This is a genomic window from Acrocarpospora catenulata, assembly GCF_018476525.1.
GTDB classification, from domain to species: Bacteria; Actinomycetota; Actinomycetes; order Streptosporangiales; family Streptosporangiaceae; genus Acrocarpospora; species Acrocarpospora catenulata.
In genome coordinates this window covers 1-26,613 of the sequence record NZ_JAHCST010000014.1, presented here as the reverse complement: position 1 = coordinate 26,613, position 26,613 = coordinate 1, and the positions used below count along the sequence as shown (strand labels likewise).

Sequence of the window (26,613 nt, the reverse complement as noted above, 5' to 3'; positions counted from 1 at the left end):
CCTTGTATCTTGAATACAGACCATGTGTGTGAAGGACGGCGCTCAGAGACCCAGGTCTCGCCCGATGATTTCCTTCATGATCTCGTTCGAGCCCGCCCAGATCTTGGTCACCCGCGCGTCGCGCCAGGCGCGTCCCACGCGGTACTCGTTCATGAACCCGTACCCGCCGTGCAGCTGGAGGCAATGGTCGAGTACCTCGTTCTGCACCTGGGCCGACCACCATTTGACCTTCGCCGCGGCCACCGCCGTCAGCTCGCCGTGGACGTGGGCCATGATCGCCTGGTCCACGAACGCCTGGGTGGCCTCGACCCGGGTGACCAGGTCGGCGATCAGGAACTTGTTGTGCTGGAAGGACCCGACGCTCTGGCCGAAGGCCCGGCGGTTCTTGACATAGGCGATCGTCTCCTCCAACAGCTGCGCGGCATGGGCGACGTTGGCGACCGCCGCCGACAACCGCTCCTGCGGCAGCCAGGCCATCATGCTCTGGAAGCCGGAGTCGACGGCGCCGATCACGTTGCCGTCCGGCACCCAGGCGTCCTGAAGGTAGAGCTCGGCCGTGTCCGCCTCGGACTGCCCGACCTTGTCCAGCTTCCGGCCCCGGGTGAAGCCGGGAGTGGCGGCCTCGACCCCGAAGAGCGTGATGCCCCGGCTGCGCTCGGCCGGGTTGGTCCTGGCCGCGATCACGACCAGGTCGGCGGTCGTCCCGTTCGTGATGAACGTCTTCGAGCCGTTGAGCCGCCAGCCGTCCCCGTCCCGGACCGCACGCGTGCGCAGGGCCGCGAGGTCGGAGCCGCCGGACGGCTCGGTCATCCCGATGGCGGTCAGGATCTCGCCCGAGCAGAAACCCGGCAGCCATCGCTCCCGCTGCTCCTGCGTGGTCAGGTGCAGCAGGTAGGGGGCCACGATGTCGGCGTGGATCGAGTACGCCGAACCCAGGGCCACCGTCACGCGGGACAGTTCTTCCAGGACCACGGCCATGAACCGGTAGTCCGGCGCGTCGGACCCGCCGTACCGCTCGGGAACGTGCAGGCCGAGCAGCCCGAGCTCACCCGCCCGCAGCCACACCTCGCGGGCGATGGCACCGGCCTGGACGAACTCGTCGACCCGGGGGGCGACGGACGTGGCGACGAAGGAGCGGACCATGTCGCGGAAGTCGTCGTGGTCGGTGCCGAAGATCGTACGTCTCATCGTCAGGACGCCAGGAACCGCAGGGCCTGGGACGGGCAACCGTCCGCTGCCTTGATCACGTCGTCGGCGGTCGCGGGATCGATCACGGAGACGGCCACCTCCACCAGGCCGTCATCGTCGTCCTGGCCGAAGACGTCGCCGGCGGTGAGGACGCACAGGCCGCTGCCGATGCACAGGGACCGGTCGACGGTCAGCTCCCCGGCGGTGCCGAGCTGGAACCTCACTTCGGATCACCCCAGGTCACCGGCAGCTCGTACAGGCCGAAGATCGTGTGGTCGGTCTTGTAGCGCAGTTGGTCGCGCGGGACGGCCACGCGCAGGTCAGGCAGCCGGCTGAACAGGGTGGTGAGGACGATCTGCAGCTCGATCTCCGCCAGGGTCTCCCCGATGCACCGGTGGGTGCCGTGGCCGAAGCCGGCGTGATCCCTGGCATTGGGCCGGTCAAGGCGGAGTTCGGCCGGTCGCTCGAAGACCCGGGGGTCCCAGTTGGCGGCCTCGCTGGAGACCACGATGCCCTCCCCCGCCCGGATCGTCGTGCCGCCGACCTCGATGTCGTCGAGGGCGACCCGGCACCGGCCGGCCTGGGCGATCGTCGCGAAGCGGAGCAGCTCGTCGACGGCCAGCGCGACCTGCCTGGGGTCCTGCGCGTCGCGGAACGCCGCGAGCTGGGCGGGGTGGTCGATGAGCGCCAGGACCGACATCGCGATCGAGTTCGCCGTCGTCTCGTGACCCGCCAGGAACAGCAGGCGGGTGCCCTCCGCCAGCTGCTCCATGGTGCACAGACCGGTCGTGACGTGCTCGGAGATGGCCAGCGACAGCACGTCGTCGGCCCGCGGGTTCTCCGCGCGTTCCCGGATGAGGCCGTAGCAGTAGTCGAGAAGACGCTGCGAGGCGGCCCGTGACTCCTCGGCCGAGGAGCGCCACGACAACATCGTGTGCGTCTCGTGCTCGACGATCTCGTGGTCCCGGTACGGCGCGTTGAGCAGCTCGAAGATCACCTGAGAGGGGATGGGCAGCGCGAAGTGCTCGACGAGGTCCACCGGTGAGCCCATGGCCACCAACCGGTCGACCGCCTGGTCCACCAGGTCCTGGATGCGCGGGCGCAGCCGTTCCATCCGCTTCACCGTGAACCACTTGGTGAACATGCGTCGCTCGACGTTGTGCTCTGGGTTGTCCTTGTTGTTGAACGTCTGCAGGCCGCTCTTGCGGTACCCGGCCAGAGCCGGGCTGACGTGCGGATACCCAGGCAGGTCGGGCCGCGCGCTCACCCGGGGATCCCCGAGCAGCATGCGCCCCTCCTCGTATCCGGCCACCACCCACGCCTCGTCGCCGTTCCACAGCCGCATTTTCCGTACGGGCTGCTGTTCGGGCCCGCCGGTGTAAGCCTTCGGCGGCTCATAGGGACAACGGGCGTCCCTTGGGCTGGGGTAGGTCCCGGCGGCCGGCACGGTCTCAGTAGACATAGTGTTCCTTTCCCGGCGTGCGCTTTGAATTCTGTATACTTGAGACAAGAACGTCAAGGGCTCACGGGAGCTTTCTCCCTTTGACGGGGTCCCCGCAGCAATCGCGGAAAACCCAACGAACCTACCTCTGAACTGCTGTTATTTGAGTTCCGGGACGGCTGACGATTGCGGGCCTGCCCGGCTGTTTGGGCCGCGCGAAGGAGGCCGGTCGCTCTTCAGAAGGCGGGCGCGGCTGGCAGAGCGGCGAGGATGTCCGTCACCGGGCCAAGGCTGATCAGGCCGCTCGCCGCGCCCGCCAGCTCGTCGCCGGCCGGGAGCAGAGCCGCCCGTGCCCGCTCCAGCGTGGGGCGGTCCGACAGCACCAGCGCGGCCTGGGCCAGGAGCGCCCACAAGGCCTCGGCGAGCAGGTCATGCGGAGGGTCGGGCGCCAGCCACAGGGCTTGAGCGGCCGCCACCACCCGGCCAGCCTGCTCCGGGTCGTCGGAGCGGGTCCAGTTCGCCGGGACGTCGTAGGCGCCGATCACCCGCGCGGTGAGGTCGGGGTCGCCGAGCTCCTCGGCGGCCTCGACAGCGGCGGCGCGGTGCTCGCGGGCTGTGATGAGGCCGCCGCCTCCGGTCACCGCGGGGCGCACACCACCCCCGCCGAGACATCCTCACGCGATCGTTGGGGAGCGGCGCTCATCCGCCCACAACAAGGAGAAGCCCTGATATGACCAGGCCCACCTCGATCAGAACGACGAACACACCGACCGGCAGCCGGTCGACGATCTTCTTCCCTGCCCAGGCTCCCATGGCTGAGGCCGGGGCGAGCGCCACGCCGGTCAACGCACTGGTGGCGGTCAAGACTGCGGCCGCGCCGAAAACCACAAGCTTGACCAGATGCATGACCACCGCGGCGGCGGCAAGTAATAGCAGGTCAGAGGTAGGCTCCTTGGATTTTCCGCGATTGCTACGGGGGCCCCTTGACACCCGGCTCACCTGATCAAGGGAGGAAACACCTCCTGAGGTGCCGGACATCTACTGAGGTGTTCTGGCACCTTCTTGGTTAGGAGACAACGTGCAGGATCCACGCGTGCCCCCCGGCGCGCGCGACCGTTTCGAGGCGCTCTACCTCGCCTGCTATCCGGCCGTCCATCGCTACGCGTTACGCCGTACCGACTCGGTCGACGACGTCGCAGACGTGATCGCCGAAACCTTCCTCACCGCCTGGCGGCGACTGGACGACGTCCCCGACGGGGACGCCACCGTGCTCTGGCTCTACGGCACGGCACGCCGCGTCCTGGCCAACCACCGGCGCGGGCAAACACGCCGCACCGCACTGGCCTCACGGCTCCGCGACGAACTGGCCGCCGGCCAGGAGACGGCGCCCGCCGATCCCCGGACCGACGCCGTCCGCGCCGCCTTCGCCACCCTGCCCCCCGCCGACCGGGAGGTCCTCGCCCTGGCCTGCTGGGAGGAACTGACCGGACCGCAGATCGCCACGGTGCTCGGCTGCAGCAGTACCGCCGCCCGGCTACGCCTGCATCGGGCCAGGAAGCGCCTGGCCCGGCTGCTCGACACGACAGACGAACTCCCCGTGATGACCGTACTGAGCGGAGAGCACCGATGAGCAAGATCGACCGCATGGTGTCCGCCATCGATCCGGCCGCCGGATCCGCCGAGCCCGCGGTGAGCCGGGGAGTCCACGACCTGCTTGAGGAGATCGTGGCGACGCAGCCGCAGCGCGGTCGTTCCCCGCTGCGGCGACGCCTGCTGGCGGGCGCCGCGGTCACCGGGACCGCCGCGGCGGCGCTGATCATCATCCCGCTGGCCACCGGGGCGGAGAACCCGGCCTACGCCGTGACCAGGCAACCGGACGGGTCCATCCACGTCAAGATCAACGAGTTCCGCGATCCGGAATCACTGGAGCGGGACCTGGCCGAACTCGGAGTCAAGGCCCAGATCTGGTTCACCCCTCCCGGCAAAATGTGCTCAAGAAACTTCACCAGCGCCGATCCGGACGTCGCCTTGGAAGAGCTCAACAGCCCAGACCCGGAGGTCCTGGCCGCGGCACGACAGAAGCTTGCCAACTCCCCCTCCAGGCAGGCGTTCACTATGGAGCCGAAAGGAGGCGTCCGCATCTTCCCCGACCGCATCAAGCAGGGACAGACGGCGGTCATGGAGTTCATAGAGGCCTCCGGCCAGACCTCGGGCCCCGCGAAACCGCAGGTCCTCTGGTCGTTCTCCTTCCAGCTCGCGAACGGGCCGGTCGGCGAGTGCGTACTCACCGACAACCCCGGGTGGGGCGACATCGGCGACCCCGAGAAGAACCCCGAAGCGTTCCCGCCCCCGGGCAGCTGACCCGCGCGTGGAGCCGCGGCCAGGATCGCCGGTACGGCCCTGGCCGCGGCAACACCCTCCTCCCTCGGCCGGCAGGCCCTGCCCCTGCTATAGGTGCTGACGTTTGCCGACATTTGGCGGTGAGTCTCCCCCCGACTGGTAAGGGATTCGGTAAGCCGGTTCTCGAGGCTGAGTCTGATCACGAGGGGGGTGGTCAGCGTGAGCGCGTGGCATCGCTTGTCGATCCGGACCCGTCTGACCGCGGTGGCCACCGCCGTCATGGCACTGATCTGCACCGTCGCCGCGGTATTCATCCTGATGGCGGGACGCCAGGCCGCCATCGACTACCGCACTGGAGACCTCGTCGCCGAAGCGGTGAACGCGGCCAGGCAGATGCGCGGCGGGATGTCCCCCCTGTTGGTGGAGATCCCGACACACGGGTCATTCCAGGTGTTCAACTCGACCGGCGCCGTAGTCGCCACTTCGCCGGACATAGCGGGCAAACCACCGATGACCACCCTGCGGTCGGACGTCGACGCGTACGCCACCACCAGGTCATGCCACGTGCCCGCGATCCCCGGCAAATGCAAGATCATAGTCGTCAACCCCTTCCACCGCCCCGACGGCGTGTGGCAGGTCGACATGGCCGTACCCGACGTCCCCTGGTACGTGGGCCCGCAACTGCTGATCCCACTGGCCGCCGGCTGGCTGCTGCTGGTCGGCACAACCGCGGCGGGCGTCTTCCGGACCGTAGGCCAGACCCTCGCCCCGGTGAGCGCCATCAGCGGCAAGCTCGCCCAGATCACCTCAAGCGACCTCAGCCATCGAGTGCCGGTGCCGAAATACCAGGACGAACTGCGGGAGCTGGCCGAGACCGCCAACCGCACCCTGGACCGGGCAGAGTCGGCCGTCGTGCGGCAACTCCGCTTCGCCTCCGACGCCTCCCACGACCTGCGCAACCCCCTGACCGCGATGCGCACCCAGATCGAAGAGGCTCTCATGGACCCCCGGGAGGCCGACTGGGCGCTGACGGCGGAGAAGCTGCTGGACAGCGTGGAACGCCTGCAAGCCCTCGTCACCGACCTGCTGCAGATCGCCCGGCTGGACGCCGGCGCCACCGGCCACCGCGAGACGATCGACCTGACCGGCCTGGTGGCGGGTGAACTGGGCCGGCGCCCACGCAGGGTCCCGATCTTCCCCCGCCTCACCCCCGGCGTGCTGGTCGACGGCGACCGGATCGGGCTGACCCGGCTGCTGAACAACCTGCTGGACAACGCCGAACGCCACGCCGAGTCCGCCATCGACGTCACCCTGGCCCTCGATTCCGGCACAGCCGTGCTGGCGGTGTGCGACGACGGTGAAGGCGTCCCTCCCGACAAGCGAGAGGTCATCTTCCAGCGGTTCACCCGCCTGGAGGCCTCCCGGAGAAAGGACGCGGGCGGCACCGGACTCGGCCTGCCGATCGCCCGGCAGCTCGCCGAAGGCCACGGCGGCACCCTCACCCTCGAAGACAGCCCCCGCGGCGCACGCTTCGTCCTGCGCATTCCCGGCCGGGCCGTACCCACCGCGGAACACGATCTCCGCCCGCGCTCGGAGGGGACAGCCCCGGCGACCTGATCACCCCGTCTGGTGGGCGGACGCGGCGGCGAGGACCTGACCGGCCTGGCCGGCCAGGGTCACCGCGGTCAGGCGGGCCTGACGGGACGGGCTGGTGCCAGGGGTGGGGGCGAGAAGGAAGCGGCCCTGGCAGCTGCCGTCCCCGAAAACACGCAACTCGATCTCACGCTCGGGGAAGCCGTATCGCTCCACATCCCAGTGCCAGTGGCTCATCATGATGGTCCCGTCCTGTTCCAGGCGGGGAAGATTGCCGGACGCGGGTCCGCTCTCGAAACGGCAGCCGTGCAGGAACAGGATCTCGGTGATGTGATTCTGGACCTGGTCGATCACCACAGTCGGCGGGGCGGCGGACTGGACCAGCGCGGTGACGTCGTGGACGCGGGTGAGATAGTCGGCGTCGGTGACGGCCAGCACCTTGACCCGGCGGGCTTTGATCGCCAGCTGGGAGGTCACCAGCCCAACAATGATCAGCAGGACCGTGGTCTCAAGGTCGACACCTTTGAAGATGGTGAACTGCTCGTACGGCTGGGTGTAGAGAAAGGCGAACCAGACGGCGGACGAGAGCGCCGCGACCGCTCCGGCGAAGCGGTTTCCCATGGCGGCGACGGCCACCACGACGACGACCAGGACGAGTGCCAGGTTCGTGTTCGTGATCGCTCCCCGGAACGGCACTATCACCGCCGCGACGATGAGCGGACCCAACACCGCGGCGCCGACCGCGATCACGTCCCTGATGGAGAAGAGAGGCATCCTCATCACCCCTTTGGTGCTGTCGAGCACGGCAGGAAGCTCAGCGCGACGCCCTGTTGTACGTCAGGCCGAACGAGGCTGAAGAAATATCACCTTTTTTGCCAACTTAACATGTTTGTCACCATTTATCCCGCTTCGTCCTCCCAGGCTATGGATCCTTCCCGCCTCCACGCCCACTCGAACCCGACGCCCCACCTGGTCGCCCACCTTTACACCAACGCTGTACGACCGACCCAGCCCATCTCCCAGCCGAACGCCGATCCACCCGCCTCCTCCCTCGTGACCACTCCAGCGCCGGAGCCGCCCCCTTTACAGCGTAGATTTCCACGTCCGGCCAGTGGGTGGCATGCCTGTCGACTTCTTGAGTGACAGCCCTCGAACCAAGGGCGGACCGTCACTGGGGGTCGGCGTAGGGGTGCCCTCGGGGTAGGCGTCGTCGGCCTCGGTGAGGTCGAACCCCTCCTCTCTCGAACACACCTCGACGCGGCCCGGAGCCCGCGGTCGGCCCAGCAGTGACACGGGGTATGGCCCCCGCTGCGGCCAAAGCGCTCGCGTTTTTACAAGTGACTCTTGTATAAACTCGGGGATGTGACGAATTCGATCAGTCAGCAGCCGGTGGACGTGCCCGCCACCGGCCGTCGGCTCGACGTGCTGCGAACCCTCAAGGCCGCGGCCGAACCCCTGAGCATCGCCGCCATCGCCGATCGGCTCGGCGTGCACCCGAACACCGTCCGATTCCACCTGGACACCCTCGTCCACCGCGGCCAGGCCGAACAGGTCCGCCCCGGCCGGTCCCGGCCCGGCCGCCCGCCGCTTCTCTTCCAGGCGGTTGGCGGGATGGATCCAGCCGGTCCCCGCCACTACCAGGTGCTTGCCGAAATCCTCACGGCAAGCCTCGCCACCAGCTCCGATCCGGTCACTCAGGCGATCGAGACCGGCCGCGCCTGGGGCCACCGGAACGCCGCCCGTGACGCGCGCGCCGGCCAGCCGGTCGAGCGGTTGATGGCGCTCCTCGATGATCTGGACTTCGCCCCCGAATACCGGGACACCGACGGGCAGATCGGCCTGCGTCACTGCCCGTTCCTCGAACTTGCCGCAACCCGGGAGCAGGTCGTCTGCCCGATTCATCTGGGGCTCATGCGGGGCGCCATGGAGGCGTGGGAGGCCCCGCTGACAGTTGAGCGGCTCGAAGCCTTCGCCGAGCCGGATCTCTGCCTGGTCAGCCTCGCCCCTGCTGGAGGCGCGTCATGAGCGCGGGTTCTTCGGTCGCGGTCGCGGCGACCTTCGTCTGGCTGGGCCTGGTGCTGGCGATCTCGTTCCTGGAGGCCCCGCTGAAGTTCCGGGCCCCCGGCGTCACCCTGCGGGTCGGGCTGGGGATCGGCCGTCTGGTGTTCCGCGCTCTCAACACCGCGGAAGCCGTCCTGGCGGTCGTGGTCCTGATCGCCCTGCTGGTGGCCACGCCACCGATCGGCGTCATCGCCGCTCCCGCGGTCGCCATCGTGACACTCGCCGCCCAGTTCCTGTTCGTACGCCCCGGACTGACCCGCCGCTCCAACGCGGTCCTGGCGGGTGAGGACGTCCCCCGCTCCCGCGCCCACCACGCCTACGTCGCCCTCGAAGTGATCAAGGTAACAGCCCTGCTCACCGGCGGCATCCTGCTGCTGACCACCTAACCGGGAGGCACCAATGGAAGTCACTTCCCTGACCGCGGTCGCCGACGAACAGCTCGCCCTCGCCCGCCGGTCCCGCAGCGGCCGGGCGGCACTCACCATCCACGGCGGCCACGACCACACTCTCCGCCAGACCGTCCTCGCCCTCCTCGCCGGTCACCACCTGGCCGAACACGACAGCCCCGGCGAGGCCACCCTCCACGTCCTGCACGGCCACGTCCGCCTGACCACCAGCACCGAAGCCTGGGAGGCGACCCGCGGCGACCACCTCACAATCCCGCCAGAACGCCACGCCCTGGCCGCCCTGGAAGACGCCGCCGTCCTCCTGACCGTCGCGACCCCGCCCGGGCCCACCCATGGCTGACGACCTGGCCATGCTCCAACGCTGGGAGAACGCGGGCGCCACCTGGCGCGTCATCGCCCACCACGACGGCTCCGCCACCATCGCCCTCTGCCGCTGCGACGGCGGCGAGGAAATCGAACGCTTCACCTCCACGGACCGGCGACTCCTGGACTACCTGCGCGGGGATCCTTCCTGAGGCCCTGGGCGGAGGAGGCTGTCCTTGAATGTTTCACGGTCGCCCCTCCCCTGGCGATCTCCGCCCAGGTCGCATGGCAGCAGTGGTCGCGGCGGCAAAGGTGAGCTGTCCTCGCCCGGCCGCCGATGTCATGCTTCCGATGTCGCCCGCCCCGAATCGAACCATCCATGTGTTTTGTACGGAAATATGCCGTTCACCTACAGGAGGATCGATGCGCAAAGCCCGAGCCCTGGCCATCTCGACCGCCCTGGCCGCCACCCTGACGCTGTCCGTCACCACGGCCCCCGCCGCCCAGGCCGAAAGCATCCGTTACGTCTACTGGTACCAGTCCGACTGCTACTACGGAGGCAACTTCGGCATCCAGGCCGGCTGGTGGACCACCTTCAGGTGCGCCTACCAGTACTTCGGCCCCAACTCCCCGACCTGGGTCCTCTGGGCCTGACCACCCGCCACCTCCACCCCTAGCGCGCTACTTGGACACGGCTTGATCGGGCTCGTATCAGGACTCGTGGCCGCGCTGGTGTTCGGAGAACATCACGCCTGGCTCGTCTTCGTGATCGCGACCGCCCGGCTGGCATCTGCCGGGCGGCTGCCCTGGCGGCTCATGGCCTTGGACGACGCCCACCGGCTGGGTCTGCTGCGCACCGTGGGCCCGATCTACCAGTTCCGCCACGCCGAACTCCACGACCACCTGGCCCGATCACCAGCGAGCCGGTGACGGCCGTCCAACCGCTGACTTTGCCCGGGGCTACCGCCGGTAGCGATGGCGGGTGAATCAGGAGACCCCGGGGTTTCGGTCAAGGGAGGCGTGTGGGTAATATCCCCTTATATCCGGTATGGATTGCATGAAATTGAGGGATTGTGATGAGTTCCGTCGCCGCTCGCCCAGGGTTCGCGTGGCCGCGGCTGGGGGTGCGTCTCGCGCCTTGGCTGAGTGTGTTCGCGATCGTCGTGATCTGGGCCGTCACCACGGCGACCGGTTCTGTGCCGGCCCAGTTCCTGCCGTCCCCGGCCCAGGTCGTCGGCTCCGCGGCGGAGCTCGCCGAGGCGGGCACGCTGTGGTCGTCCCTCGGAGTGACGGTCGCCCGTGGGCTGATCGGGGCGGCGATCGGCATCGCGGCGGGGATCCTGCTCGGCGTGCTCGCGGGATTCTCGCGCTGGGCCGAGTTCGTGTTCGACAAGCCGGTCCAGATACTCCGCGCGGTCCCGTTCACGGCCAAGCTTCCCCTGCTCATTCTCTGGGTGGGCATCGGCGAGGAGACCAAGGTGCTCCTGGTGATCCTGGCCACGGCGATCCCCGTCTACTTCAACACCTTCGGCGGCATCCGCAACGTGGACCGGCGACTGGTCGAAGCGGGCAAGGTGTACGGCCTCACCGCGTACCAGCTCGCCACCCGGGTGCTCCTGCGCGGCGCGCTGCCTTCGGTGTTCATCGGCATCCGGTACGCCCTCGGCATCACCTGGGCGGTGCTCGTACTCGCCGAAAGCCTCAACGCGACAACCGGCATCGGGTTCCTCCTCACCAACGCCCGCCAGTACGGCCAGAGCGAGATCGTCATCCTCTGCGTCGTCCTGTACGCGGTGCTGGGCCTCGTGACCGACGCGCTGGTCGCCCTGCTGGAGCGCAGGATCTTCCGCTGGCGGCAGGCCCACAGCGGCAGTTAGCCCCCACCGGACGGCTCGAGTCCGGTTGTTCAAAAAGTAAGGAAAGTCCCAGATGAACACCTCGCCCCAACTCCGCAATCGCAGTCGGATATTCAGCGGCCTCACCCTCGCAGCGGCACTGGTCTTAAGCGCCTGCGGCGGCGACCCGGCCCCCTCGGCCGCTCCAGCGAAAACGGCGGAAACAGCGGAAACGGCGAAGAGTGACCCGGTCGTCGCCCGGATCGGATACTTCGGCGGCACCAGCCTGTGGACGCTCGCGGAGGACAGCAACGCGATCGCGAACACCCTCAAGACCGGCGGAGGATCCGTCGAGTGGAGCGGACCGCTCGCGCCGGTGGAGGCCTCCGAAGCGGCCAAGGCAGGCCGGATCGACTTCACCTCGAACTCGGTGGCCACCTTCTTCAACGAGGCCGACACCGCGTCACCGCTGGTGGCCTTCGCCCTCAGCCTCAACAACGGCAACAACCAGGGCATCGTCGTCCGCAAGGACGCCGGCATCGCCACCGTCGCCGATCTCGCGGGCAAGCGGGTGGCCGTGAGCACGCCCGGTTCGACCGGCGAGTACGTGCTGCTCTCCGCGCTGGAGTCGGCCGGCCTGAAGGCGGGCGATGTCGAGATCGTCTACATCGCAAACCCGGCCGACGGCGTCTCCGCGCTGGCCAGCGGCGACGTCAAGGCCCTGGCGACCTGGGACAACTTCTTCGCCTCCGCGCAGTTGATCAAGGACACCGCGGTGCTGACCACCAACGCCGAGACGAAGGCGCGCAACTGGAGCCTGTTCGTGGTCACCCGGAGCTTCCTCGACGCGCACCCCGCCGCCGTCAAGGCCGTGTTCGACGGGCTGGCCGCCCAGGCGAAGGAGATCCAGGCCGACCGGGAGATCGAGCGGAAGGCGCGACTGGCCGACGGGCAGCCGGCCAACCTGGTCGACCTCGTCCTCGGCTTCGACCCCGTCCAGGTGGTTCCGATCAACGGCGAGATCCTGTCGCAGATCAAGGAGGTCGGCGAGCAGACCGTGCGCTTCGGCTTCCGCGACCGCGTTCCCGACCTCACCAAGAACTTCGTGGACGTGACCACCCTTGGCTAGGGTGCTCGAACTGGCCGGCCGGGTCTCCCGCCGGTTCGGCGAGCAACTGGTGCTCGACGACCTTGACCTGACGGTCGGCGAGGGCGAGGTCGTCGCCCTGCTCGGCCGGTCCGGTTCGGGGAAGTCCACGCTCCTGCGCCTGCTCGCCGGGCTGGACGAGCCTGACGCGGGCCGCGTCGAGGTGCCGGACGGGGTCGCGGTCGTCTTCCAGGAGGCGCGGCTGTTCCCCTGGCTCAGCGTGCTCGACAACGTGACCATCGGGCTGCCGCGCACGTCGGCCCCGGCCGCGCTCGACGCGCTCGCCGAGGTCGGGCTCGCGGACAAGAGGCGCGCCTGGCCGCTGACCCTGTCGGGCGGCGAGGCACAGCGGGTCGCCCTCGCCCGGGCCCTCGTCCGGGAACCCCGGCTCATGCTGTTCGACGAGCCGTTCGGCGCGCTCGACGCCCTCACCCGGATCTCCATGCACCAACTCGTCGTCAGGATCTGGGAGCGGCACGCGACGACCGTGGTGCTGGTGACCCACGACGTCGACGAGGCGGTGGTGCTGGCGGACCGGGTTCTGGTGCTCCGTGACGGACGGATCGCGCACGAACTCCAGGTGGAGCGAGCCGACGACGGCTCGGTTCCCGGCGCGGAGCTGCTCGCCTACCGGGCCGAACTCCTGTCGTACCTGGGGGTCGAGCAGCAGGGCGCCCTGCGCAGGAAGCCGCGCCCGGAGGCGACAGCCGGGCGATCCATCCCGAACCCCCGGCGCTGACCCGCCGAGAACTCGAAGGAAACGAAATGGTCCATCAGCATGTGAAACTCGGGCTCATCTACAGCGGGGTCGGACGCCATTCGAGCGCCTGGCGGCTGCCGGAGGCCCAGGCGGACGGATACACGGATCCGGTCCTGGTCTCCGAAGGGGTCAGGATCGCCGAGCGCGGAAAGCTGGACTTCTTCTTCGTCGGCAACTCGCTGACCAGTTCCGCGCACCGCGGGAACTTCTCCTACACCGGCAAGAACGTCCAGGTCTCCCACGATCACCTCTTCGCGATCGAGGGCTTCACGACCATGGCGTACGCCGCGGCCTTCAGCGAGAAGGTCGGCCTGGTGGTGACCTTCAACACGACGTACAACGATCCCTTCCACATCGCGCGCATCACCGCCAGCCTCGACCACCTCTCCCGCGGCCGGCTCGGCCTGAACATCGTCACGGGTTCCGACACCTCCGCCGCCCTCAACTTCGGCAAGGAACAACACCTGGAGAACGAGGACAAGTACCACCGCGCCGAGGAGTTCACCGAGGTGCTCTGGGACCTGTGGGACAGCTGGGAGGACGGCTGGCTGGTCGCGGACAAGGAGACGGGGATCTACCACGACGTCGGCAAGGCCCGGCGAGTCGACCACACCGGCAAGTTCTTCTCGATCCGCGGGCCCCTGAACTTCCCCCGGCCGCCGCAGGGGCACATCCCCTTCCTGCACCCCGGATACTCCGACCGCTCGCTCGAGTACGGCGCCAAGTACGCCGACATGCGGTTCATCCACTGGCGGAACGCCGAGTGGAACAAGGCGTACTACGCCGACATCAAGTCCCGGGTCCTGCGCCACGGGCGGGACGAGGACGACCACCTGCTCATCTCGGGAATCACGCCCTACGTCGCCGAGAACGCCCGCGACGCGCACGCGAAGTTCCGTGAGGTGCAGGATCTGAACACCAACGTCTTCGTGCCGGAGGTGCTCTCCGGTCAGCTCGGGCTCGACCTGGCCGGGCGTACCGGCGCGGACCGGGTGCTGGCGGCGATCGACCGCACGCTCATCCCGGAGAAGGCCTGGATCATCGACAACGCGATCGCGAGCTTCGACGACGAGGACATCACCCTCGAAGACCTGACCCACTACATGGGCAACAACCCCATCTCGCAGCCCGCGATCGTGGGGGACGCCAAACAGCTCGCCGACTTCGTCGAGACCAACTTCCACGAGCGCGCGTTCGACGGCGTCGCGGTCTGCCAGCCCTACTGGCCAGGACCGGCGGCGGCGTTCGTCGACCTGGTGGTCCCGGAGCTCCAGCGGCGCGGCGTCTTCCGTACCGAGTACACGACCTCGACGCTGCGCGAGCACCTCGGCCTCAAGAGCGCGCCGAACCGGCTGGCGGCAGGCGGTGGCGAAGCATGAGCGGTTCCGCCACGGACAGGAAGCCCTACGCGCTGACGCTGCGGACCACCGAGGTGGCCGGGCGCTTCGTCGCGGACGGCGACCCGGTGACATTCACGGTCGACAACGCCAAGCTCCTGGCGACGGCCGAACACCCGGGCACGGCGGAGTACTTTCTGGCGAGCCTCGCCGGATGCGCGCTGAACATCATCGCGACCCGTTCGGTGGAGTGGGAGTTGCCGTACCCGCGGCTGGAGGTGACCGGGTCGTACCTCGTCGACGAGAACGACAGCACCCGCTTCGAGCGGATCGAACTCGTCTTCCGGTTCGCCGACGTCACCGAGGAGCAGTCCTGGCGCTACGTCGACGACTTCACCGCCCGCTGCCCGATCTACAACACGCTCGTCCGCGGCGGCGCACCCATCACCATCGAGGTCGGCGCCGGGGAGAGCTGAGGGAACGCGCTCCTCGCCCGCGAAGACCGTGCGCGGGCGAGGAGCTCGGTTGCGCCGGAGGTCGCCAGGCTCTACATTTCCTACTAAACAAGTCTGGTTAGCAGGAATTGGAACAACCAGGTGATACGTGCTGTCGGGCTTCGAGCGGGGGCGGTGCTCCTGCTGCTGGCGATCTGGTGGGCGGTCGCCGCGGCGCACATCTGGCCGGAGGTGTTCGTGCCCGCGCCCGGCGCGGTGTGGGAGCAGTTGTGGCTCACCTCCTCGGTCCATGAGGGCAGGCGCGGGTACAGCGGCTACCTGCTCCACGAGCACCTGCTGGTCAGCCTGGGGCGCATCGGTCTCGGCAGCCTCTACGGCGTGATCGGCGGCATCGCCGCGGGACTGCTGATCGGGCTGGTGCCGACGGTACGGACGCTGCTCGGACCGCTGGTCACCTTCGTACGGACGCTCCCGCCGCTGGCGTACTTCAGCCTCCTGATCATCTGGTTCGGCATCGACGAGCCGCCGAAGATCTGGCTGCTGTTCATCGCCGCGATGCCCCCGGTCGCAGTGGCGACCGCGGAGGCGGTGCGCGGCGTGCACGAGGACTACCTGAACGCGGCCCGCTCGCTCGGGGCCAGGCGGTGGCAGCTGCCGTACCGGATCGTGCTGCCCTCCGCCCTGCCCGAGGTGATCACCGGCATCCGGGTGGCCGTCGGGGTGGCCTACACGACCGTGGTGGCCGCCGAGACCGTCAACGGCGTGCCGGGCATCGGCGGCATGATCCGCGACGCCCAGCGCTACAACCAGACCGACGTGGTGATCCTCGGGCTGCTCGTCATCGGGGCCTCCGGGCTGCTCATCGACACCTTCCTCCAGTTCATCGAGCGCCTGCTCGTGCCCTGGCGCGGCAGAGCCTGACGAAAGGCAGCACAGTGAAATACCGTCTCATCCCCGCGCTGGCGCTCGCCCTGAGCCTCACCGCCTGCGGCTCGGACACCGGTCCCGCCCAGGAGGCCGGCGGCGCGCCCAAGGAGATCCGGATCGGGTACCAGCTCATCCCCAACGGCGACCTCATCGTCAAGGACCAGAAGTGGCTGGAGACCGCGCTGCCGAACACCACGATCACCTGGACCAAGTTCGACTCCGGCGGCGACGTCAACACCGCGATGGTGGCGGGCAGCATCGACATCGGGCTGGCCGGCAGCTCCCCCGTCACCAGGGGCCTGTCCGCGCCGTTGAACATCCCCTACAAGGTCGCCTGGATCTTCGACGTGATCGGGGAGAACGAGGCGCTGGTGGCCAGGCAGGCCACCTCGATCGCCGACCTGAAGGGGAAGAAGATCGCCACGCCCTTCTCCTCGACCTCCCACTACAGCCTGCTCGCCGCCCTTCAGGGGGCCGGTCTCGCGGAGTCCGACGTGACCGTCGTCGACCTGGAGCCGCCGGACATCCAGGCCGCCTGGACGCGCGGCGACATCGACGCCGCCTACGTGTGGACCCCCGTGCTCGGCGAGCTCCGCAAGACCGGCACCGTGCTGATCACCAGCAAGGAGCTGGCCGCACAGGGCAAGCTCACCGCCGACCTGGCGGTCGTCAGGACCGAGTTCGCCACCGCCTACCCCGAGGCCCTGCGCACCTGGCTGGTCCAGCAGGACCGCGCGGTCAAGCTCGTACGCTCCGACAAGCAGGCGGCCGCCGCCGCGGTGGGCCGCCAGCTCAACCTCGACCCGGCCGAGGCGGGGCGCCAGATCGACGAGCTCGTGCTGCTGGACGGCAAGGAGCAGCTCGGCGCCGACTACCTGGGCACGCCGGAGCAGCCGGGCGCGCTGGCCGAGAACCTGCGCAGCGCGGCCGAGTTCCTGAACGCGCAGAACAAGCTGCCCGCCGTCCCCGAGCTGTCGGTGTTCCAGCAGGGGCTGGCCGCCAAGGACCTGCACGATGCCTTCCCCGGATGAGGTGCTCGCGGTGCGGACCGCCGCGGTCCGGCTCACCGGCGTCTCCCTGACGTACGGCGCCCGCGGCGGTCTGCTCCGGCCACGGGGCACGCGGGTCGCGGCGCTGCGCGACATCGACCTGGAGATCGGCGCCGGGGCGTTCCTGGTGATCGTGGGGCCGTCCGGGTGCGGCAAGAGCACCCTGCTCCGGCTGATCGCCGGTTTCGCTCCCCCGACCACCGGGGAGATCGCCGTCTCGGGGGCGCCGGTGACCGGGCCGGGGCCGGACCGGGGCGTGGTGTTCCAGCAGCCCCGGCTGTTCCCCTGGCTCAGTGTCCGGCGCAACGTCGAGTTCGGGCTGCGCATGGCCGGTCTGCCGGCCGCGCGGCGCCGCGAGCGGGCCATGGAACTGCTCGGCCTGGTCGGGCTCGCCGACGTCGCCGGGCAGCGGCCGTACGAGCTGTCCGGCGGCATGCAGCAGCGCGCCGCCATCGCCCGCGCGCTGGCGCCCGACCCCGCGATCCTGCTGATGGACGAGCCCTTCGCGGCGCTGGACGCGCTCACCAGGGAACGGCTCCAGGAGGAGCTCCGCCGGATCTGGCAGGCCACCGGCAAGACGGTCCTGTTCGTCACGCACAGCGTGGACGAGGCCGTCTACCTGGGCACCCGGGTGATCGTGCTCAGCCGCCGGCCCGGCCGGATCGTCCTGGACCAGCCCTCCGAACTGCCGTTCGCCCCCGACCCGCACACCCATCCCGGGTACCCCGCGCTGCGCGAGACCATCGCGACGGCCGTGCGCCGGTCCGCATCCGACGACCCCGGACAAGACGACTCCGGACAAGACGCCTCCGGATCAGACGACTCCGGATAAGACGACGAGGTGACCTGATGCGTTTCCACTGGTTCCTGCCGACCACCGGCGACGGCCACGAGGTCCGTTCCGCCATCACCACCACCGACAGTTTCCGCCCGGCCGGTCGTCCGGCCACGCTGGCGTACCTGACCCAGGTGGCGAGGGCCGCCGAGCAGGCCGGCTTCGAGGCCGCCCTCACCCCCGTCGGCGCGGGCTGCCCCGACCCGTGGATCGTGTGCGCCGCGCTGACCCAGCACACCGAGCGCCTGCGCACCCTGGTCGCCTTCCGCACCGGTTACACCCTGCCCACCCTGCTGGCCCAGCAGGCCCAGGCCTTCCAGGAGGTCTCCGGCGGGCGGCTGCTGCTGAACGTCGTCACCGGCGGCGACCCGGTCGAGCAGCGCGCGTACGGCGACTTCCTCGACCACGACGCCCGCTACGCCAGAACCGACGAGTTCCTTCAGGTGCTCCGCCGCGCCTGGGCGGGCGGGCCCTTCGACCACCACGGCGCGCACTACCGCATCGAGGCGGGCGGGCTGGCCGAGCCGCTCGGCCACATCCCCGACGTCTACTTCGGCGGCGCCTCCCCCGCCGCCGAGCAGGTCGCCGCCCGGCACGCCGACGTGGCGCTGATGTGGGGCGAGCCCCCGGCGGCCATCGCGGCGCGGATCGCCCGGCTCCGCACGTCGGCCGCCGCGGCCGGCCGCGAACTCCGGTACGGCCTGCGCGTGCACGTCATCGCCCGCGACACCGCCGAGGCGGCCTGGGCCGAGGCCGAGCGGCTGCTCGCGGGCATGAGCCAGGACCGCATCGCCGAAGCCCAGCGACGCTTCGCCCGCTACGACTCCGTCGGCCAGCGGCGCATGGTCGACCTCCACCGGGGACAAGCCCGTGACCTGGAGATCCACCCGGGCCTCTGGGCCGGTGTCGGCCTGGTCAGGGAGGGCGCCGGAACCGCCCTGGTCGGCTCTTACGACGAGGTCGCCACCCTGCTGCGCGAGTACGCCGCCCTGGGCGTGGACGAGTTCATCCTCTCCGGCTGGCCCCACCTGGAGGAGGCCTACCGGGTCGGCGAGTACGTCATCCCTCGGCTGGCCGCGCACAGCGCCTCGGCGTCAGCGCAGCGACATGCCCTTCTGGGTCAGTGACTCGGACAGGATCCGCACGGCCCGCGGGCCAACTCCGTGCAGGGCGAGCAGTTCCTTCTCCGTGCGGGTGGCGACCTGCGCGAGAGTGGTCAGGCCGGCCCCGAGTAGTGCACGGGTCGCCGGTTTGCCGATGGCGGGCGGCAGGTCGCAGTCTGCTGGCTGAGTGGTCATGGGCTCGATGCTAGAGACTTCCACCGACAGTCTCACCGGCAGGAGAGAAGCACGGCGCCGGGACAGGCCGGCGCCGTGCCGGAGTGGTCAGCTGTACGAGACCGACTGCAGGCTGCAGTTGGTGACGTACGGTCCGGGGTAGACCTGCGCGGTGGCGCAGGCCCAGCTGGCGGTGACGGTCGTGTAGCCGGCGGGGATGCCGGCGCTGCCGTTCGACACGCCGTAGAGGTCGTACTGGTGGCCGCTGCTGCACTTGGCGTTGATCGTCACGGAGGTGGCTCCGCTCGGCAGCGCCTGGGAGAACTGGTAGGAGTGGTTGGCCGGGTTCGCGACCAGGCTGCCGCCGGGGACCGGCGTGGACGTGGTGGGCGGTGAGGTGACGACCGCCAAGGTGTTGGGGTACCAGTCGCTGGTGTTCCCGGAGTAGTTGGATGCGGTGCAGTCAACCGTGGCCTGCAGGGTGACGTTGACGGCGGCGGCCGGCTGCTGGATGGCGGCGATCGCCGCGCCGGTTGTGACCAGCACCGAAGCGAGCGCCAGGGCCCGCCGCACTAGTTTCCCAGCGAACATGGATGTCCCTTCCGACGGATGCGACATTCGTCCACCGCGAATCCAGCCACCTTCCTGGATGACGGTCAATTCCAGAAACTTTCGGTCATTCCGAAACCGTCATCGGGGAATTCCGCCGAAATGACAAGGGAAGACATCCACCGTCCGGCACGCAGTACATCGAGCTGAGACGTTCGCCAGGCTCATGATCGCCGAAAGTTTCGGGACACTCGCTCCCCCTGCAACATTCAGAGCAGGGTGGTTCACATATGTGAACCGATTGACAGTATACGGAACAGTGACGAGAATGAGGCTCCGGTGAGGAGAGGTGGAGTTGTGGTCGACCAGGCGTCCGGGGCGGACCTCGCCGGGCTGAGCTTCGAGGCGCTCACTCCGACGGGATTCCTCGATCGGGCGGCGGCGGTGCATGCCGATCGCACGGCGGTGATCGATGGGCCGCTCCGGCTGACCTACCGCGAGCTGCACGACAGGTGCCTGCGCCAGGCGGGGGCGCTGGCCGGGCTGGGGGTGGCGCAGGGCGACCGGGTCGCCGTGCTCGCCGCCAACAGCCCGCTGCTGCTGGAGTCGCATTTCGGGGTGCTCTACGCGGGAGCGGTGCTGGTCACCCTCAACATCCGGCTGTCGGCCGAGGAGCTGCGGCACATCGTCGAGCACTCGGGAGCCCGGCTGCTGCTGTTCGACCCCGAGTTCGCCGAGCTGGCAGAAGCCGCCACCGAAGCGCTGGACGGCGTGCGGATCGTGGGCCCGGAAGAATACGAGCGGCTGCGCGCCGAGGCGGCGCCGTACCGGGTGCCGGTGGCGGACGAGCGGGCGTTGATGGCGCTGAACTACACCAGCGGCACCACCGGCCACCCCAAAGGGGTCATGTACCACCATCGAGGCGCCTACCTCCAGGCGCTGGCCATGGTCGGCCACTTCCGCCTCACCCCGGAGGTCGTCTACCTCTGGACGCTGCCGATGTTCCACTGCAACGGCTGGGCCTTCCCCTGGGCGGTCACGGCCGTCGGCGGCACGCACGTCTGCCTGCGCAGGGTCGAGCCGGCCCAGGTGTGGCCGCTGATCGTCGCCGAGCGGGTCACCATGCTCTGCGCCGCGCCCACGGTGCTGATCTCCCTGGTCGCCGCCGCGCCCGCCGCGCTCGACGGCGGCAGGGTGACCGTCGCGGTCGGCGGCGCGCCGCCCTCCCCCACCCTGCTGCGGGACTGCGCGCGGATCGGCTTCGACGTCACCCACCTGTACGGCCTGACCGAGACGTTCGGCCCGGCGGCCATCTGCGACTGGCGGCCGGAGTGGTCGGCGCTGCCGGAGGAGGAGCAGTCGCGGCTGCGGGCCAGGCAGGGCGTCTCCAACCTGGTGTCCTGCGCGATGCGGGTGCTGGACGCCAAGGGCAGGGACGTGCCGCGGGACGGACAGACGATCGGCGAGGTGGCGCTGCGCGGCAACACGGTGATGCTCGGCTACTACCGGGACCCGGCGGCCACCAGGGCCGCCGCGCCCGACGGCTGGCTGCGCACCGGCGACCTGGGCGTGCTGCATCCGGACGGCTACCTGGAGCTGCGCGACCGGGCCAAGGACATCATCATCTCCGGCGGGGAGAACATCTCCTCGATCGAGGTCGAGGCGGCCCTGGCCAGCCATCCGGCGGTGCTGGAGGCCGCGGTGGTGGGCGTCGCCGACGAGCGCTGGGGAGAGCGGCCGATGGCCTTCGTCACGCTGCGCCCCGGCGCGCAGGCCACCACGGAGGAACTGCGGGCGCACGTGCGCGCCCGGCTCGCCGCGTTCAAAGCGCCGGACCGGATCGAGCTGGGCGAGCTGCCCAAGACGTCGTCCGGCAAGATTCGCAAAGTGACATTGAAGGCCCGGGCCAATGGCGGATGAACCCGCCGGTCAGGGGCGTGGTCCCCCTTTGCGGGAGGGATCCTCGCGCGTCAGCGAACCGGGTAAGGTACCACTAGCCGAATGCCGGTTTACCTACATGAACGGCCATCCATCGTCATGAACTCACTTGTCAAGTCGGCCGACCGCACCCTCGCCATTCTGGACCTGCTGACCGAGCATCGCGACGGCCTGACCCTGACCGAGATCCAGCGCCGGTTGGAGATCCCGAAGAGCAGCACGTACACGCTGCTGGTCACCATGACCACCCGGGGGTTCCTGGAGCAGGACACCGAGAGCCGGCGCTTCCGGGTCGGCATCCGGCTGTGGCAGGCGGGGCAGAGTTACGTCGCGGTCTCCGACCTGGAGAAGGCGGCGATGCCGTACATGGAGGCGCTGCGCGACACCCTGAACGAGACCGTGCAGCTGGCCACGCTGGACGGCACCGACAACGTCTACATCGCCAAGGTCGACCCCGACCACCAGCTCCGGCTGGCGTCCAGGGTCGGCGTCCGGCTGCCGGCGTACGCCACCGGGATCGGCAAGGCGCTGCTCAGCCAGCTCAGCGACGAGGAGATCAGGGAACGGTTCGCCGAGGTGCCCTTCGTGCCGTTCACGCCGCAGACCATCACCTCGCTGCCGCAGCTGCTGGCCGTCGTGCGCGAGGTGCGGGAGAGCGGTTACGCGACCGACAACTCCGAGTACACCCCGGGCGTGTTCTGCATCGCCGCGCCCGTCAGCGGCCACCGGGGCGGCAGCCGTGCCGCGCTCAGCGTCTCCATCCCGGAGATGCGCAAGACCCCGGCGCTCATCGCCACCACCATCGACAACGTCCGCTCGACCGCCCACCAGCTCTCGCTGCGCATGGGTTACCAGGACGCACCCGCACAAGGACTCACATGGAACTCTTCCGGTACGGCCCCCCAGGGGCGGAACGCCCCGCCGTACGGCACGACGGTCGCGAACACGACCTGACCCCGCTCACCCCCGACCTGGACGGCGCCTTCTTCGCGGCCGACGGCATCGAGCGGGTGGCCGCCGCGCTGGCCGCGGGTGAGCTGCCCGAGGCCGACACGGCCGGGCAGCGCATCGGCTCGCCGATCGCGCGCCCCGCGGCCGTGGTGTGCATCGGCATGAACTACGCGGCCCACGCGGCCGAGTCCGGCGCGGCGCCGCCCGAGTACCCCGTGGTCTTCCTGAAGCACCCGGGCTGTGTGGTCGGCCCGGACGACGAGGTGATCCTGCCGCCCGGCTCGGTCAAGACCGACTGGGAGGTCGAGCTGGCCGTGGTGATGAAGCGCACGCCGCGCTACCTCAGCGACCCCGCCGAGGCCCTCGACTACGTGGCGGGTTACGCGCTCTCCAACGACGTCTCGGAGCGGCGCTTCCAGCTCGAGGTGTCCGGCGGGCAGTGGTCGAAGGGCAAGTGCGCCGAGACCTTCAACCCGCTCGGCCCGGTGCTGCGGCCCGCCGCCGAGATCCGGCCCGACCGGCTGCGGCTGCGCTCCTGGGTCAACGGCGAGCCGCGGCAGGACTCCAGCACCGCCGACATGGTCTTCTCGGTGCCGGAGCTCATCGTGCACCTCAGCCACCACATGCTGCTGCTGCCGGGCGACGTCATCAACACCGGCACCCCCGAGGGGGTGGCGCTCTCCGGCCGTTTCCCCTACCTGAAGGCCGGTGACGTGGTCAGCATGGAGATCGACGGGCTCGGCCGGCAGGAGCAGAAGGTGGTGGACTACCAGCCTTGATCGTCCAGCGACCGCAGCTCCGCTTCGGTCAGGACGAGCCGGGCGCCCCGGACGGCGGCTTCGACGCCGGCGGGGCGCCCGGCCCCGACGATGGAAATGATCACATCCGAGGCCGGGGCGTAGGCCAGGCCTGTTGGGCCGACCGGCCGTGTCACGGGAGCGCCGCGACGACGCCGTCCGGGTAGCGGGTGAGCTGGTCGGGGTCGTAGATGGTGAGCGGCACGTCGGCCACCCCGCGTACCCGCTCGTGGGCGGCCAGCGCCTCGTAGATGTTCTCGCAGATGCCGATGGGCTGGTCGGTGTCGAGGTTGCGGCGGGTGAAGTAGGCGTCGGTCACGGTGACCACGCCCGCCGTGCTGTCGATCTCGACGGCCATCGAGGCCCGGTGGTGCGAGCCGGTCCACCAGGTGCGGATGCCGGGCGCCACCTCGTCCTCGTCGGCGAGCAGGTCGACCCGGTCCCAGGCGTCGTGGGTGAGGTAGCTCAGCACCTCCGGCGGCAGGGAGGTCCAGCGGTCGTCGTGCGGATGCTTCTTGGTGCGGTGGAAGTGGGTCCAGCCGCGCTCGGTCAGGCAGAACCTCGCGTTCGGGAAGTGCGGGACGTTGGAGGTGGTGTAGAGCTGCAACGGCGTGAGCAGCACGTGCGTCACCTCCTCCGGCGCGATGCCGAGCGTGGCCAGCTGGTCGGGCAGCCACTGGCCGGGCTCACGCCGCATCGCCGCGCGCTCGCCTAGGAATCCGGCCCACCGCTCGTTCATCGGCCCGAGATCCTCGGCCGGTCCGGTGCCGATGAGCGCGGTGACGCCGGGGCCCTGGATCAGCACGGCCTGGAAGGCCAGCCGGTACCACTGGTCCCAGTCCGACATCCAGTACACCTCGGGCCCCGGCACGTCTCCGTCGCCCAGATGCAGCAGGCGTACGCCGTACATGTCACTCCTCTCCCCAGGGGCGCAGCAGCGCCTTGACGACATCCTGGCGGCCGGCCATCAGCTCGCCGAAAATGGTCGCGCCGTCGGCCAGGTCGAAGGTGGTCGACCAGTCCAGCGCCACCTCCCCGGCCAGGGTCACAGCCTGCGCGAACTCGGCCGCCGTGTAGCAGTACGAGCCGACGACGTGCTTCTCCTCGCGGACGATCTGCTGCCCGTCGAAGGCGGCGTCGGTGCTGAGCAGCCCCACCCAGACGGCCGTGCCGCCGGGGCGCAGGTGCTGCACCGACATGCGGTGGGTGGCCGCCGCGCCGACCGCGTCCACCACGACGTCGAACTCGCCGTGCAGTTCGGTGGTGACGGCGGTGGCGCCCAGGCGTTCGGCCACCGCCAGCCGCTCCGCCGACAGGTCGCAGACCACGACCTGGTCGGTGAGCTGCCGGGCCACCAGCAGGCAGACCAGGCCGATGGTGCCGGCGCCCAGCACGGCGATCCGGGCGCCGGGCGCCGGACGGGCCAGATTCAGCGCGTGTACGCCGTTGGCCAGCGGCTCGATCAGCGCCGCCGTCTCGAACGACATGGCCGGCGGCAGCGGGTGCAGGGCACGTTCCGGCACCGCGACGTACTCGGCGAACGCGCCGGGGCGGTGGATGCCCAGGATGGCGCGCTCCCGGCAGAGATGGTCGCGGCCGATCCGGCACTGGTCGCACACCCCGCAGCTGAGCAGCGGATTGGCGGTGACGCGGCGGCCGTCGGGGGTGGTCCCGGCGAACTCGTGGCCCATCACCAGGGGCGGGCGGCGGAAGCCGCTGTCGCGGATGCCGTGCAGTTCGCTGCCGCAGATGCCGACCGCGCGGACCTTGACCAGGACCTCGCCGTCGGCGGGCCGGGGGTCGGCGACCTCGAGCAGTTCGACGGTGCTCGGCCGGGTGAAGACGAGAGCGCGCATCGGCTCAGCCCGCCGTCAGCAGGTCGCGCATGATCTCGGCGGCCCGCCGCTGGAGCATCGGCAGCGACCGCGTCGACAGGTAGGCGATGTGCGGGGTGACCAGCACCCGCTCGTGCGCGGCCAGCTCCGCCGAGATCCCGGACGGTGGCTCGGCCGCCAGCACGTCCAGCGAGGCGAAGCCCAGGGTGCCCGCGGTCAGCGCGGCGAGCAGTTCCTCCTCCGCCACCAGGGCGCCCCTGGCGGTGTTGACCAGGTGCCCGGCCGGGCCGAGTGCGTCCAGCACCGTACGGTCGACGATGCCCCGGGTCGCCTCGGTCGAGGGGATGTGCAGGGTGAGGTGGTTGACGGCCTCGGCCAGCCCGGCCAGGGTCGGGTGGCCGGTGACGCCGGGGGGCAGGTCGGTGACGTACGGATCCCACACGTGCACCGGGAAGCCGAGCGCGGCGGCGCGGCGGGCGACCTCGCGCCCGATCCGCCCGAACCCGGCGACGCCGACCGGATCCTCGCCGGGGGGCAGCGGCGCGGCGATGCCCTCGGTGGTCCAGCCCCGGGTGTCGTAGGACCGGCTCGCCGCGGTGAGCCTGCGGTTGTGGGAGTACACCGACGCGACGGCGTGGTCGGCCACCTCGGCCAGGCAGTAGTCGTCCACGTTGCGGACCTCGACGCCGAGCCGGGCGGCGGCGGCCAGGTCGATGTTGTCCAGGCCGATGCCGTACCGGACGACGGCCCGCAGCCGGGGCAGGCCGGACAGGACCCGCTCGGTCAGCGGGGCCCACTGCACGAGCAGGCCGTCGGCGTCGGCGCCGACCCTGAGCACCTCCTCCTCGGTTCTGGCGTCGTGATGGCTCACCTCGAAGGCGGGAACCAGGACGCCGCGCTCGATGGAGCCGTCCCCGAGGTTGGTGTCGGTGATGACGATGTGCGTGTTCAACGCTGGTTCCTCGAATCGCTGTCGGTGGCCGGGGCGGACCCGGCGAAGCTGGAGTCCTCGCCCAGGCCCTCGGGGCCCATGGCCAGGTAGCCGCCGTCCACGGGCAGCTCGACTCCGGTGATGAAGCTGGCGTCGCTGGAGCAGAGGAAGGCGATGGCGCTCGCCACCTCGTCCGGCTCGCCGAGGCGGCGCAGCAGGTGGAAGCGGCCCCAGACCGGTTCCCAGGCGGCGCGGTCGCCGCCGGCGGCCCGGCTGACCTCCGGGGTCCAGATCCAGCCCGGGCTGACCGCGTTCACCCGGATGCCGTCCGGGGCGAGGTCCATCGCCATGCACTTGGTCAGCGTCAGGATGGCGCCCTTGGTGGCGTTGTAGGTCCACCGCGCGGGCTGGGCGACGTGCGCGGAGATGCTCGCGGTGTTGACCACCGCGGCCCCCTGGGTGCGGGCCAGCAGCGGGTGCGCGGCCTGCACCACGTTGCCGATGCCCTGCACGTTGACCCGGAGCACCCGGTCCCAGTCGGCCTGGGTCACCGTCAGGCCGCGGGCCAGGAAGTTCACGGCGCAGTTGACCACCGCGTCCAGGCGGCCGTGCGCGTCCCCGAGGGCGGCGACGGCGCGGCGCACCGCCTCGCCGTCG

Annotated in this window: 34 protein-coding genes; 21 read left to right on the top strand and 13 right to left on the bottom strand. The window is 70.0% G+C overall.

The genetic code is table 11. The features are described 5' to 3' along the window. Positions 1-42: 42 nt before the first annotated feature. The 5 genes from KIP79_RS16795 to KIP79_RS16775 form a co-directional block, all read right to left on the bottom strand. Entirely contained in the window at positions 43-1,188 is a 1,146-nt protein-coding gene (locus KIP79_RS16795; RefSeq protein WP_214105756.1) for an acyl-CoA dehydrogenase family protein, read from the bottom strand. Between the two features lie 2 nt (positions 1,189-1,190). Beyond that, entirely contained in the window at positions 1,191-1,412 is a 222-nt protein-coding gene (locus tag KIP79_RS16790; protein ID WP_214105755.1) for a ferredoxin, read from the bottom strand. Then, positions 1,409-2,650, bottom strand: a complete 1,242-nt coding sequence (locus KIP79_RS16785) for a cytochrome P450 (RefSeq protein WP_214105754.1) — start codon at positions 2,648-2,650, stop codon at positions 1,409-1,411. Before KIP79_RS16785 ends, KIP79_RS16790 begins: the two co-directional genes overlap by 4 nt. A 215-nt stretch (positions 2,651-2,865) precedes the next feature. Beyond that, on the bottom strand, positions 2,866-3,282 hold the full coding sequence (locus tag KIP79_RS47020) for a hypothetical protein (protein ID WP_250213354.1): 417 nt from the start codon (positions 3,280-3,282) through the stop codon (positions 2,866-2,868). Between the two features lie 46 nt (positions 3,283-3,328). Next, a complete protein-coding gene (locus tag KIP79_RS16775) occupies positions 3,329-3,535 on the bottom strand; it encodes a hypothetical protein (protein WP_214105753.1) in 207 nt (68 codons plus the stop codon). A 172-nt stretch (positions 3,536-3,707) separates the two neighbouring features. Between KIP79_RS16775 and KIP79_RS16770 the strand changes: the two genes are divergently transcribed. The 3 genes from KIP79_RS16770 (at position 3,708) to KIP79_RS16760 (ending at position 6,586) form a co-directional block, all read left to right on the top strand. Next, positions 3,708-4,259: an RNA polymerase sigma factor gene (locus KIP79_RS16770; protein ID WP_308169756.1), complete on the top strand. Its 552-nt coding sequence runs from the start codon at positions 3,708-3,710 to the stop codon at positions 4,257-4,259. Next, on the top strand, positions 4,256-4,990 hold the full coding sequence (locus KIP79_RS16765; RefSeq protein ID WP_214105752.1) for a hypothetical protein: 735 nt from the start codon (positions 4,256-4,258) through the stop codon (positions 4,988-4,990). Before KIP79_RS16770 ends, KIP79_RS16765 begins: the two co-directional genes overlap by 4 nt. 198 nt (positions 4,991-5,188) lie before the next feature. After that, positions 5,189-6,586, top strand: a complete 1,398-nt coding sequence (locus KIP79_RS16760; RefSeq protein ID WP_214105751.1) for a sensor histidine kinase — start codon at positions 5,189-5,191, stop codon at positions 6,584-6,586. Here the strand turns inward: KIP79_RS16760 and KIP79_RS16755 are convergent, their stop codons facing one another. After that, on the bottom strand, positions 6,587-7,336 hold the full coding sequence (locus KIP79_RS16755; protein ID WP_214105750.1) for a DUF4118 domain-containing protein: 750 nt from the start codon (positions 7,334-7,336) through the stop codon (positions 6,587-6,589). It abuts the gene before it with no gap. A gap of 588 nt (positions 7,337-7,924) precedes the next feature. Between KIP79_RS16755 and KIP79_RS16750 the strand changes: the two genes are divergently transcribed. The 15 genes from KIP79_RS16750 to KIP79_RS16680 all read left to right on the top strand — a co-directional run bounded on the left by KIP79_RS16750 (position 7,925) and on the right by KIP79_RS16680 (position 18,805). Then, the gene (locus tag KIP79_RS16750) at positions 7,925-8,587 is read left to right on the top strand and encodes a helix-turn-helix transcriptional regulator (protein WP_308169755.1); all 663 of its coding nucleotides are present in this window, start codon (positions 7,925-7,927) and stop codon (positions 8,585-8,587) included. After that, on the top strand, positions 8,584-9,009 hold the full coding sequence (locus KIP79_RS16745; RefSeq protein ID WP_214105749.1) for a hypothetical protein: 426 nt from the start codon (positions 8,584-8,586) through the stop codon (positions 9,007-9,009). Before KIP79_RS16750 ends, KIP79_RS16745 begins: the two co-directional genes overlap by 4 nt. A 13-nt stretch (positions 9,010-9,022) precedes the next feature. Beyond that, the gene (locus KIP79_RS16740) at positions 9,023-9,370 is read left to right on the top strand and encodes a cupin domain-containing protein (RefSeq protein ID WP_214105748.1); all 348 of its coding nucleotides are present in this window, start codon (positions 9,023-9,025) and stop codon (positions 9,368-9,370) included. After that, a complete protein-coding gene (locus KIP79_RS16735; protein WP_214105747.1) occupies positions 9,363-9,545 on the top strand; it encodes a hypothetical protein in 183 nt (60 codons plus the stop codon). Before KIP79_RS16740 ends, KIP79_RS16735 begins: the two co-directional genes overlap by 8 nt. Positions 9,546-9,756: 211 nt before the next feature. After that, positions 9,757-9,987, top strand: coding sequence for a hypothetical protein (locus tag KIP79_RS16730; protein WP_214105746.1), 231 nt, complete (start codon positions 9,757-9,759; stop codon positions 9,985-9,987). 42 nt (positions 9,988-10,029) lie between these two features. Beyond that, the gene (locus tag KIP79_RS16725) at positions 10,030-10,263 is read left to right on the top strand and encodes a hypothetical protein (RefSeq protein ID WP_214105745.1); all 234 of its coding nucleotides are present in this window, start codon (positions 10,030-10,032) and stop codon (positions 10,261-10,263) included. A 146-nt stretch (positions 10,264-10,409) separates the two neighbouring features. Next, positions 10,410-11,210, top strand: coding sequence for an ABC transporter permease subunit (locus KIP79_RS16720; RefSeq protein ID WP_214105744.1), 801 nt, complete (start codon positions 10,410-10,412; stop codon positions 11,208-11,210). A gap of 52 nt (positions 11,211-11,262) precedes the next feature. Continuing rightward, positions 11,263-12,297: an ABC transporter substrate-binding protein gene (locus tag KIP79_RS16715; RefSeq protein WP_214105743.1), complete on the top strand. Its 1,035-nt coding sequence runs from the start codon at positions 11,263-11,265 to the stop codon at positions 12,295-12,297. 1 nt (position 12,298) lies between these two features. Beyond that, the gene (locus KIP79_RS16710) at positions 12,299-13,054 is read left to right on the top strand and encodes an ABC transporter ATP-binding protein (RefSeq protein ID WP_308169754.1); all 756 of its coding nucleotides are present in this window, start codon (positions 12,299-12,301) and stop codon (positions 13,052-13,054) included. A 26-nt stretch (positions 13,055-13,080) separates the two neighbouring features. After that, entirely contained in the window at positions 13,081-14,454 is a 1,374-nt protein-coding gene (locus tag KIP79_RS16705) for an NtaA/DmoA family FMN-dependent monooxygenase (protein ID WP_214105741.1), read from the top strand. Then, the gene (locus tag KIP79_RS16700) at positions 14,451-14,888 is read left to right on the top strand and encodes an OsmC family protein (RefSeq protein ID WP_214105740.1); all 438 of its coding nucleotides are present in this window, start codon (positions 14,451-14,453) and stop codon (positions 14,886-14,888) included. Before KIP79_RS16705 ends, KIP79_RS16700 begins: the two co-directional genes overlap by 4 nt. Before the next feature lie 120 nt (positions 14,889-15,008). Continuing rightward, positions 15,009-15,788, top strand: coding sequence for an ABC transporter permease (locus KIP79_RS16695; protein ID WP_308169753.1), 780 nt, complete (start codon positions 15,009-15,011; stop codon positions 15,786-15,788). A gap of 14 nt (positions 15,789-15,802) precedes the next feature. Next, positions 15,803-16,825 carry a taurine ABC transporter substrate-binding protein gene (locus KIP79_RS16690; protein WP_308169752.1) on the top strand — a complete coding sequence of 341 codons (1,023 nt, stop codon included), beginning with the start codon at positions 15,803-15,805 and terminating at the stop codon, positions 16,823-16,825. After that, positions 16,809-17,675 carry an ABC transporter ATP-binding protein gene (locus tag KIP79_RS16685; RefSeq protein WP_214105739.1) on the top strand — a complete coding sequence of 289 codons (867 nt, stop codon included), beginning with the start codon at positions 16,809-16,811 and terminating at the stop codon, positions 17,673-17,675. Before KIP79_RS16690 ends, KIP79_RS16685 begins: the two co-directional genes overlap by 17 nt. A 17-nt stretch (positions 17,676-17,692) precedes the next feature. Continuing rightward, on the top strand, positions 17,693-18,805 hold the full coding sequence (locus tag KIP79_RS16680) for an LLM class flavin-dependent oxidoreductase (protein ID WP_214105738.1): 1,113 nt from the start codon (positions 17,693-17,695) through the stop codon (positions 18,803-18,805). Here KIP79_RS16680 and KIP79_RS16675 read toward each other — a convergent pair. Both KIP79_RS16675 and KIP79_RS16670 read right to left on the bottom strand, forming a co-directional pair. Further along, positions 18,773-18,976 (bottom strand): helix-hairpin-helix domain-containing protein, encoded by a 204-nt coding sequence (locus tag KIP79_RS16675; protein WP_214105737.1) that lies wholly within the window; start codon positions 18,974-18,976, stop codon positions 18,773-18,775. The genes KIP79_RS16680 and KIP79_RS16675 overlap by 33 nt on opposite strands. 87 nt (positions 18,977-19,063) lie before the next feature. Beyond that, positions 19,064-19,546, bottom strand: coding sequence for a hypothetical protein (locus KIP79_RS16670; protein WP_214105736.1), 483 nt, complete (start codon positions 19,544-19,546; stop codon positions 19,064-19,066). 297 nt (positions 19,547-19,843) lie between these two features. On the opposite strand from KIP79_RS16670, the gene KIP79_RS16665 reads away from it, so the two are divergent. The 3 genes from KIP79_RS16665 (at position 19,844) to KIP79_RS16655 (ending at position 23,172) form a co-directional block, all read left to right on the top strand. Further along, positions 19,844-21,424 (top strand): acyl--CoA ligase family protein, encoded by a 1,581-nt coding sequence (locus KIP79_RS16665; protein WP_308169751.1) that lies wholly within the window; start codon positions 19,844-19,846, stop codon positions 21,422-21,424. Positions 21,425-21,541: 117 nt separating this feature from the next. Next, positions 21,542-22,396: an IclR family transcriptional regulator gene (locus KIP79_RS16660; RefSeq protein ID WP_214105735.1), complete on the top strand. Its 855-nt coding sequence runs from the start codon at positions 21,542-21,544 to the stop codon at positions 22,394-22,396. Beyond that, entirely contained in the window at positions 22,321-23,172 is an 852-nt protein-coding gene (locus KIP79_RS16655; RefSeq protein WP_214105734.1) for a fumarylacetoacetate hydrolase family protein, read from the top strand. The genes KIP79_RS16660 and KIP79_RS16655 overlap by 76 nt, the downstream gene beginning before the upstream one ends. Here the strand turns inward: KIP79_RS16655 and KIP79_RS16650 are convergent. The 5 genes from KIP79_RS16650 to KIP79_RS16630 form a co-directional block, all read right to left on the bottom strand. Then, positions 23,160-23,327, bottom strand: a complete 168-nt coding sequence (locus tag KIP79_RS16650) for a hypothetical protein (protein WP_214105733.1) — start codon at positions 23,325-23,327, stop codon at positions 23,160-23,162. The two genes, KIP79_RS16655 and KIP79_RS16650, sit on opposite strands and share 13 nt — an antisense overlap. Beyond that, the gene (locus KIP79_RS16645) at positions 23,324-24,100 is read right to left on the bottom strand and encodes an MBL fold metallo-hydrolase (protein WP_214105732.1); all 777 of its coding nucleotides are present in this window, start codon (positions 24,098-24,100) and stop codon (positions 23,324-23,326) included. The genes KIP79_RS16650 and KIP79_RS16645 overlap by 4 nt, the downstream gene beginning before the upstream one ends. Position 24,101: 1 nt before the next feature. Beyond that, the gene (locus KIP79_RS16640) at positions 24,102-25,046 is read right to left on the bottom strand and encodes a zinc-dependent alcohol dehydrogenase (protein ID WP_214105731.1); all 945 of its coding nucleotides are present in this window, start codon (positions 25,044-25,046) and stop codon (positions 24,102-24,104) included. A 4-nt stretch (positions 25,047-25,050) separates the two neighbouring features. Beyond that, on the bottom strand, positions 25,051-25,977 hold the full coding sequence (locus KIP79_RS16635) for an NAD(P)-dependent oxidoreductase (RefSeq protein ID WP_214105730.1): 927 nt from the start codon (positions 25,975-25,977) through the stop codon (positions 25,051-25,053). Continuing rightward, a partial coding sequence (locus tag KIP79_RS16630) for an SDR family oxidoreductase (protein WP_214105729.1) occupies positions 25,974-26,613 on the bottom strand: 640 nt, incomplete at its 5' end. The genes KIP79_RS16635 and KIP79_RS16630, both read right to left, overlap by 4 nt.

What these genes read in the sequence shown, in the direction of transcription:
- KIP79_RS16795 (WP_214105756.1), bottom strand. Translation starts at nt 1,188, where the DNA reads ATGAGACGTACGATCTTCGGCACCGACCACGACGACTTCCGCGACATG.
- KIP79_RS16785 (WP_214105754.1), bottom strand. Translation starts at nt 2,650, where the DNA reads ATGTCTACTGAGACCGTGCCGGCCGCCGGGACCTACCCCAGCCCAAGG.
- KIP79_RS16775 (WP_214105753.1), bottom strand. Translation starts at nt 3,535, where the DNA reads ATGCATCTGGTCAAGCTTGTGGTTTTCGGCGCGGCCGCAGTCTTGACC.
- KIP79_RS16765 (WP_214105752.1), top strand. Translation starts at nt 4,256, where the DNA reads ATGAGCAAGATCGACCGCATGGTGTCCGCCATCGATCCGGCCGCCGGA.
- KIP79_RS16755 (WP_214105750.1), bottom strand. Translation starts at nt 7,336, where the DNA reads ATGCCTCTCTTCTCCATCAGGGACGTGATCGCGGTCGGCGCCGCGGTG.
- KIP79_RS16745 (WP_214105749.1), top strand. Translation starts at nt 8,584, where the DNA reads ATGAGCGCGGGTTCTTCGGTCGCGGTCGCGGCGACCTTCGTCTGGCTG.
- KIP79_RS16740 (WP_214105748.1), top strand. Translation starts at nt 9,023, where the DNA reads ATGGAAGTCACTTCCCTGACCGCGGTCGCCGACGAACAGCTCGCCCTC.
- KIP79_RS16735 (WP_214105747.1), top strand. Translation starts at nt 9,363, where the DNA reads ATGGCTGACGACCTGGCCATGCTCCAACGCTGGGAGAACGCGGGCGCC.
- KIP79_RS16730 (WP_214105746.1), top strand. Translation starts at nt 9,757, where the DNA reads ATGCGCAAAGCCCGAGCCCTGGCCATCTCGACCGCCCTGGCCGCCACC.
- KIP79_RS16720 (WP_214105744.1), top strand. Translation starts at nt 10,410, where the DNA reads ATGAGTTCCGTCGCCGCTCGCCCAGGGTTCGCGTGGCCGCGGCTGGGG.
- KIP79_RS16715 (WP_214105743.1), top strand. Translation starts at nt 11,263, where the DNA reads ATGAACACCTCGCCCCAACTCCGCAATCGCAGTCGGATATTCAGCGGC.
- KIP79_RS16705 (WP_214105741.1), top strand. Translation starts at nt 13,081, where the DNA reads ATGGTCCATCAGCATGTGAAACTCGGGCTCATCTACAGCGGGGTCGGA.
- KIP79_RS16700 (WP_214105740.1), top strand. Translation starts at nt 14,451, where the DNA reads ATGAGCGGTTCCGCCACGGACAGGAAGCCCTACGCGCTGACGCTGCGG.
- KIP79_RS16685 (WP_214105739.1), top strand. Translation starts at nt 16,809, where the DNA reads ATGCCTTCCCCGGATGAGGTGCTCGCGGTGCGGACCGCCGCGGTCCGG.
- KIP79_RS16680 (WP_214105738.1), top strand. Translation starts at nt 17,693, where the DNA reads ATGCGTTTCCACTGGTTCCTGCCGACCACCGGCGACGGCCACGAGGTC.
- KIP79_RS16675 (WP_214105737.1), bottom strand. Translation starts at nt 18,976, where the DNA reads ATGACCACTCAGCCAGCAGACTGCGACCTGCCGCCCGCCATCGGCAAA.
- KIP79_RS16670 (WP_214105736.1), bottom strand. Translation starts at nt 19,546, where the DNA reads ATGTTCGCTGGGAAACTAGTGCGGCGGGCCCTGGCGCTCGCTTCGGTG.
- KIP79_RS16660 (WP_214105735.1), top strand. Translation starts at nt 21,542, where the DNA reads ATGAACTCACTTGTCAAGTCGGCCGACCGCACCCTCGCCATTCTGGAC.
- KIP79_RS16655 (WP_214105734.1), top strand. Translation starts at nt 22,321, where the DNA reads ATGGAACTCTTCCGGTACGGCCCCCCAGGGGCGGAACGCCCCGCCGTA.
- KIP79_RS16645 (WP_214105732.1), bottom strand. Translation starts at nt 24,100, where the DNA reads ATGTACGGCGTACGCCTGCTGCATCTGGGCGACGGAGACGTGCCGGGG.
- KIP79_RS16640 (WP_214105731.1), bottom strand. Translation starts at nt 25,046, where the DNA reads ATGCGCGCTCTCGTCTTCACCCGGCCGAGCACCGTCGAACTGCTCGAG.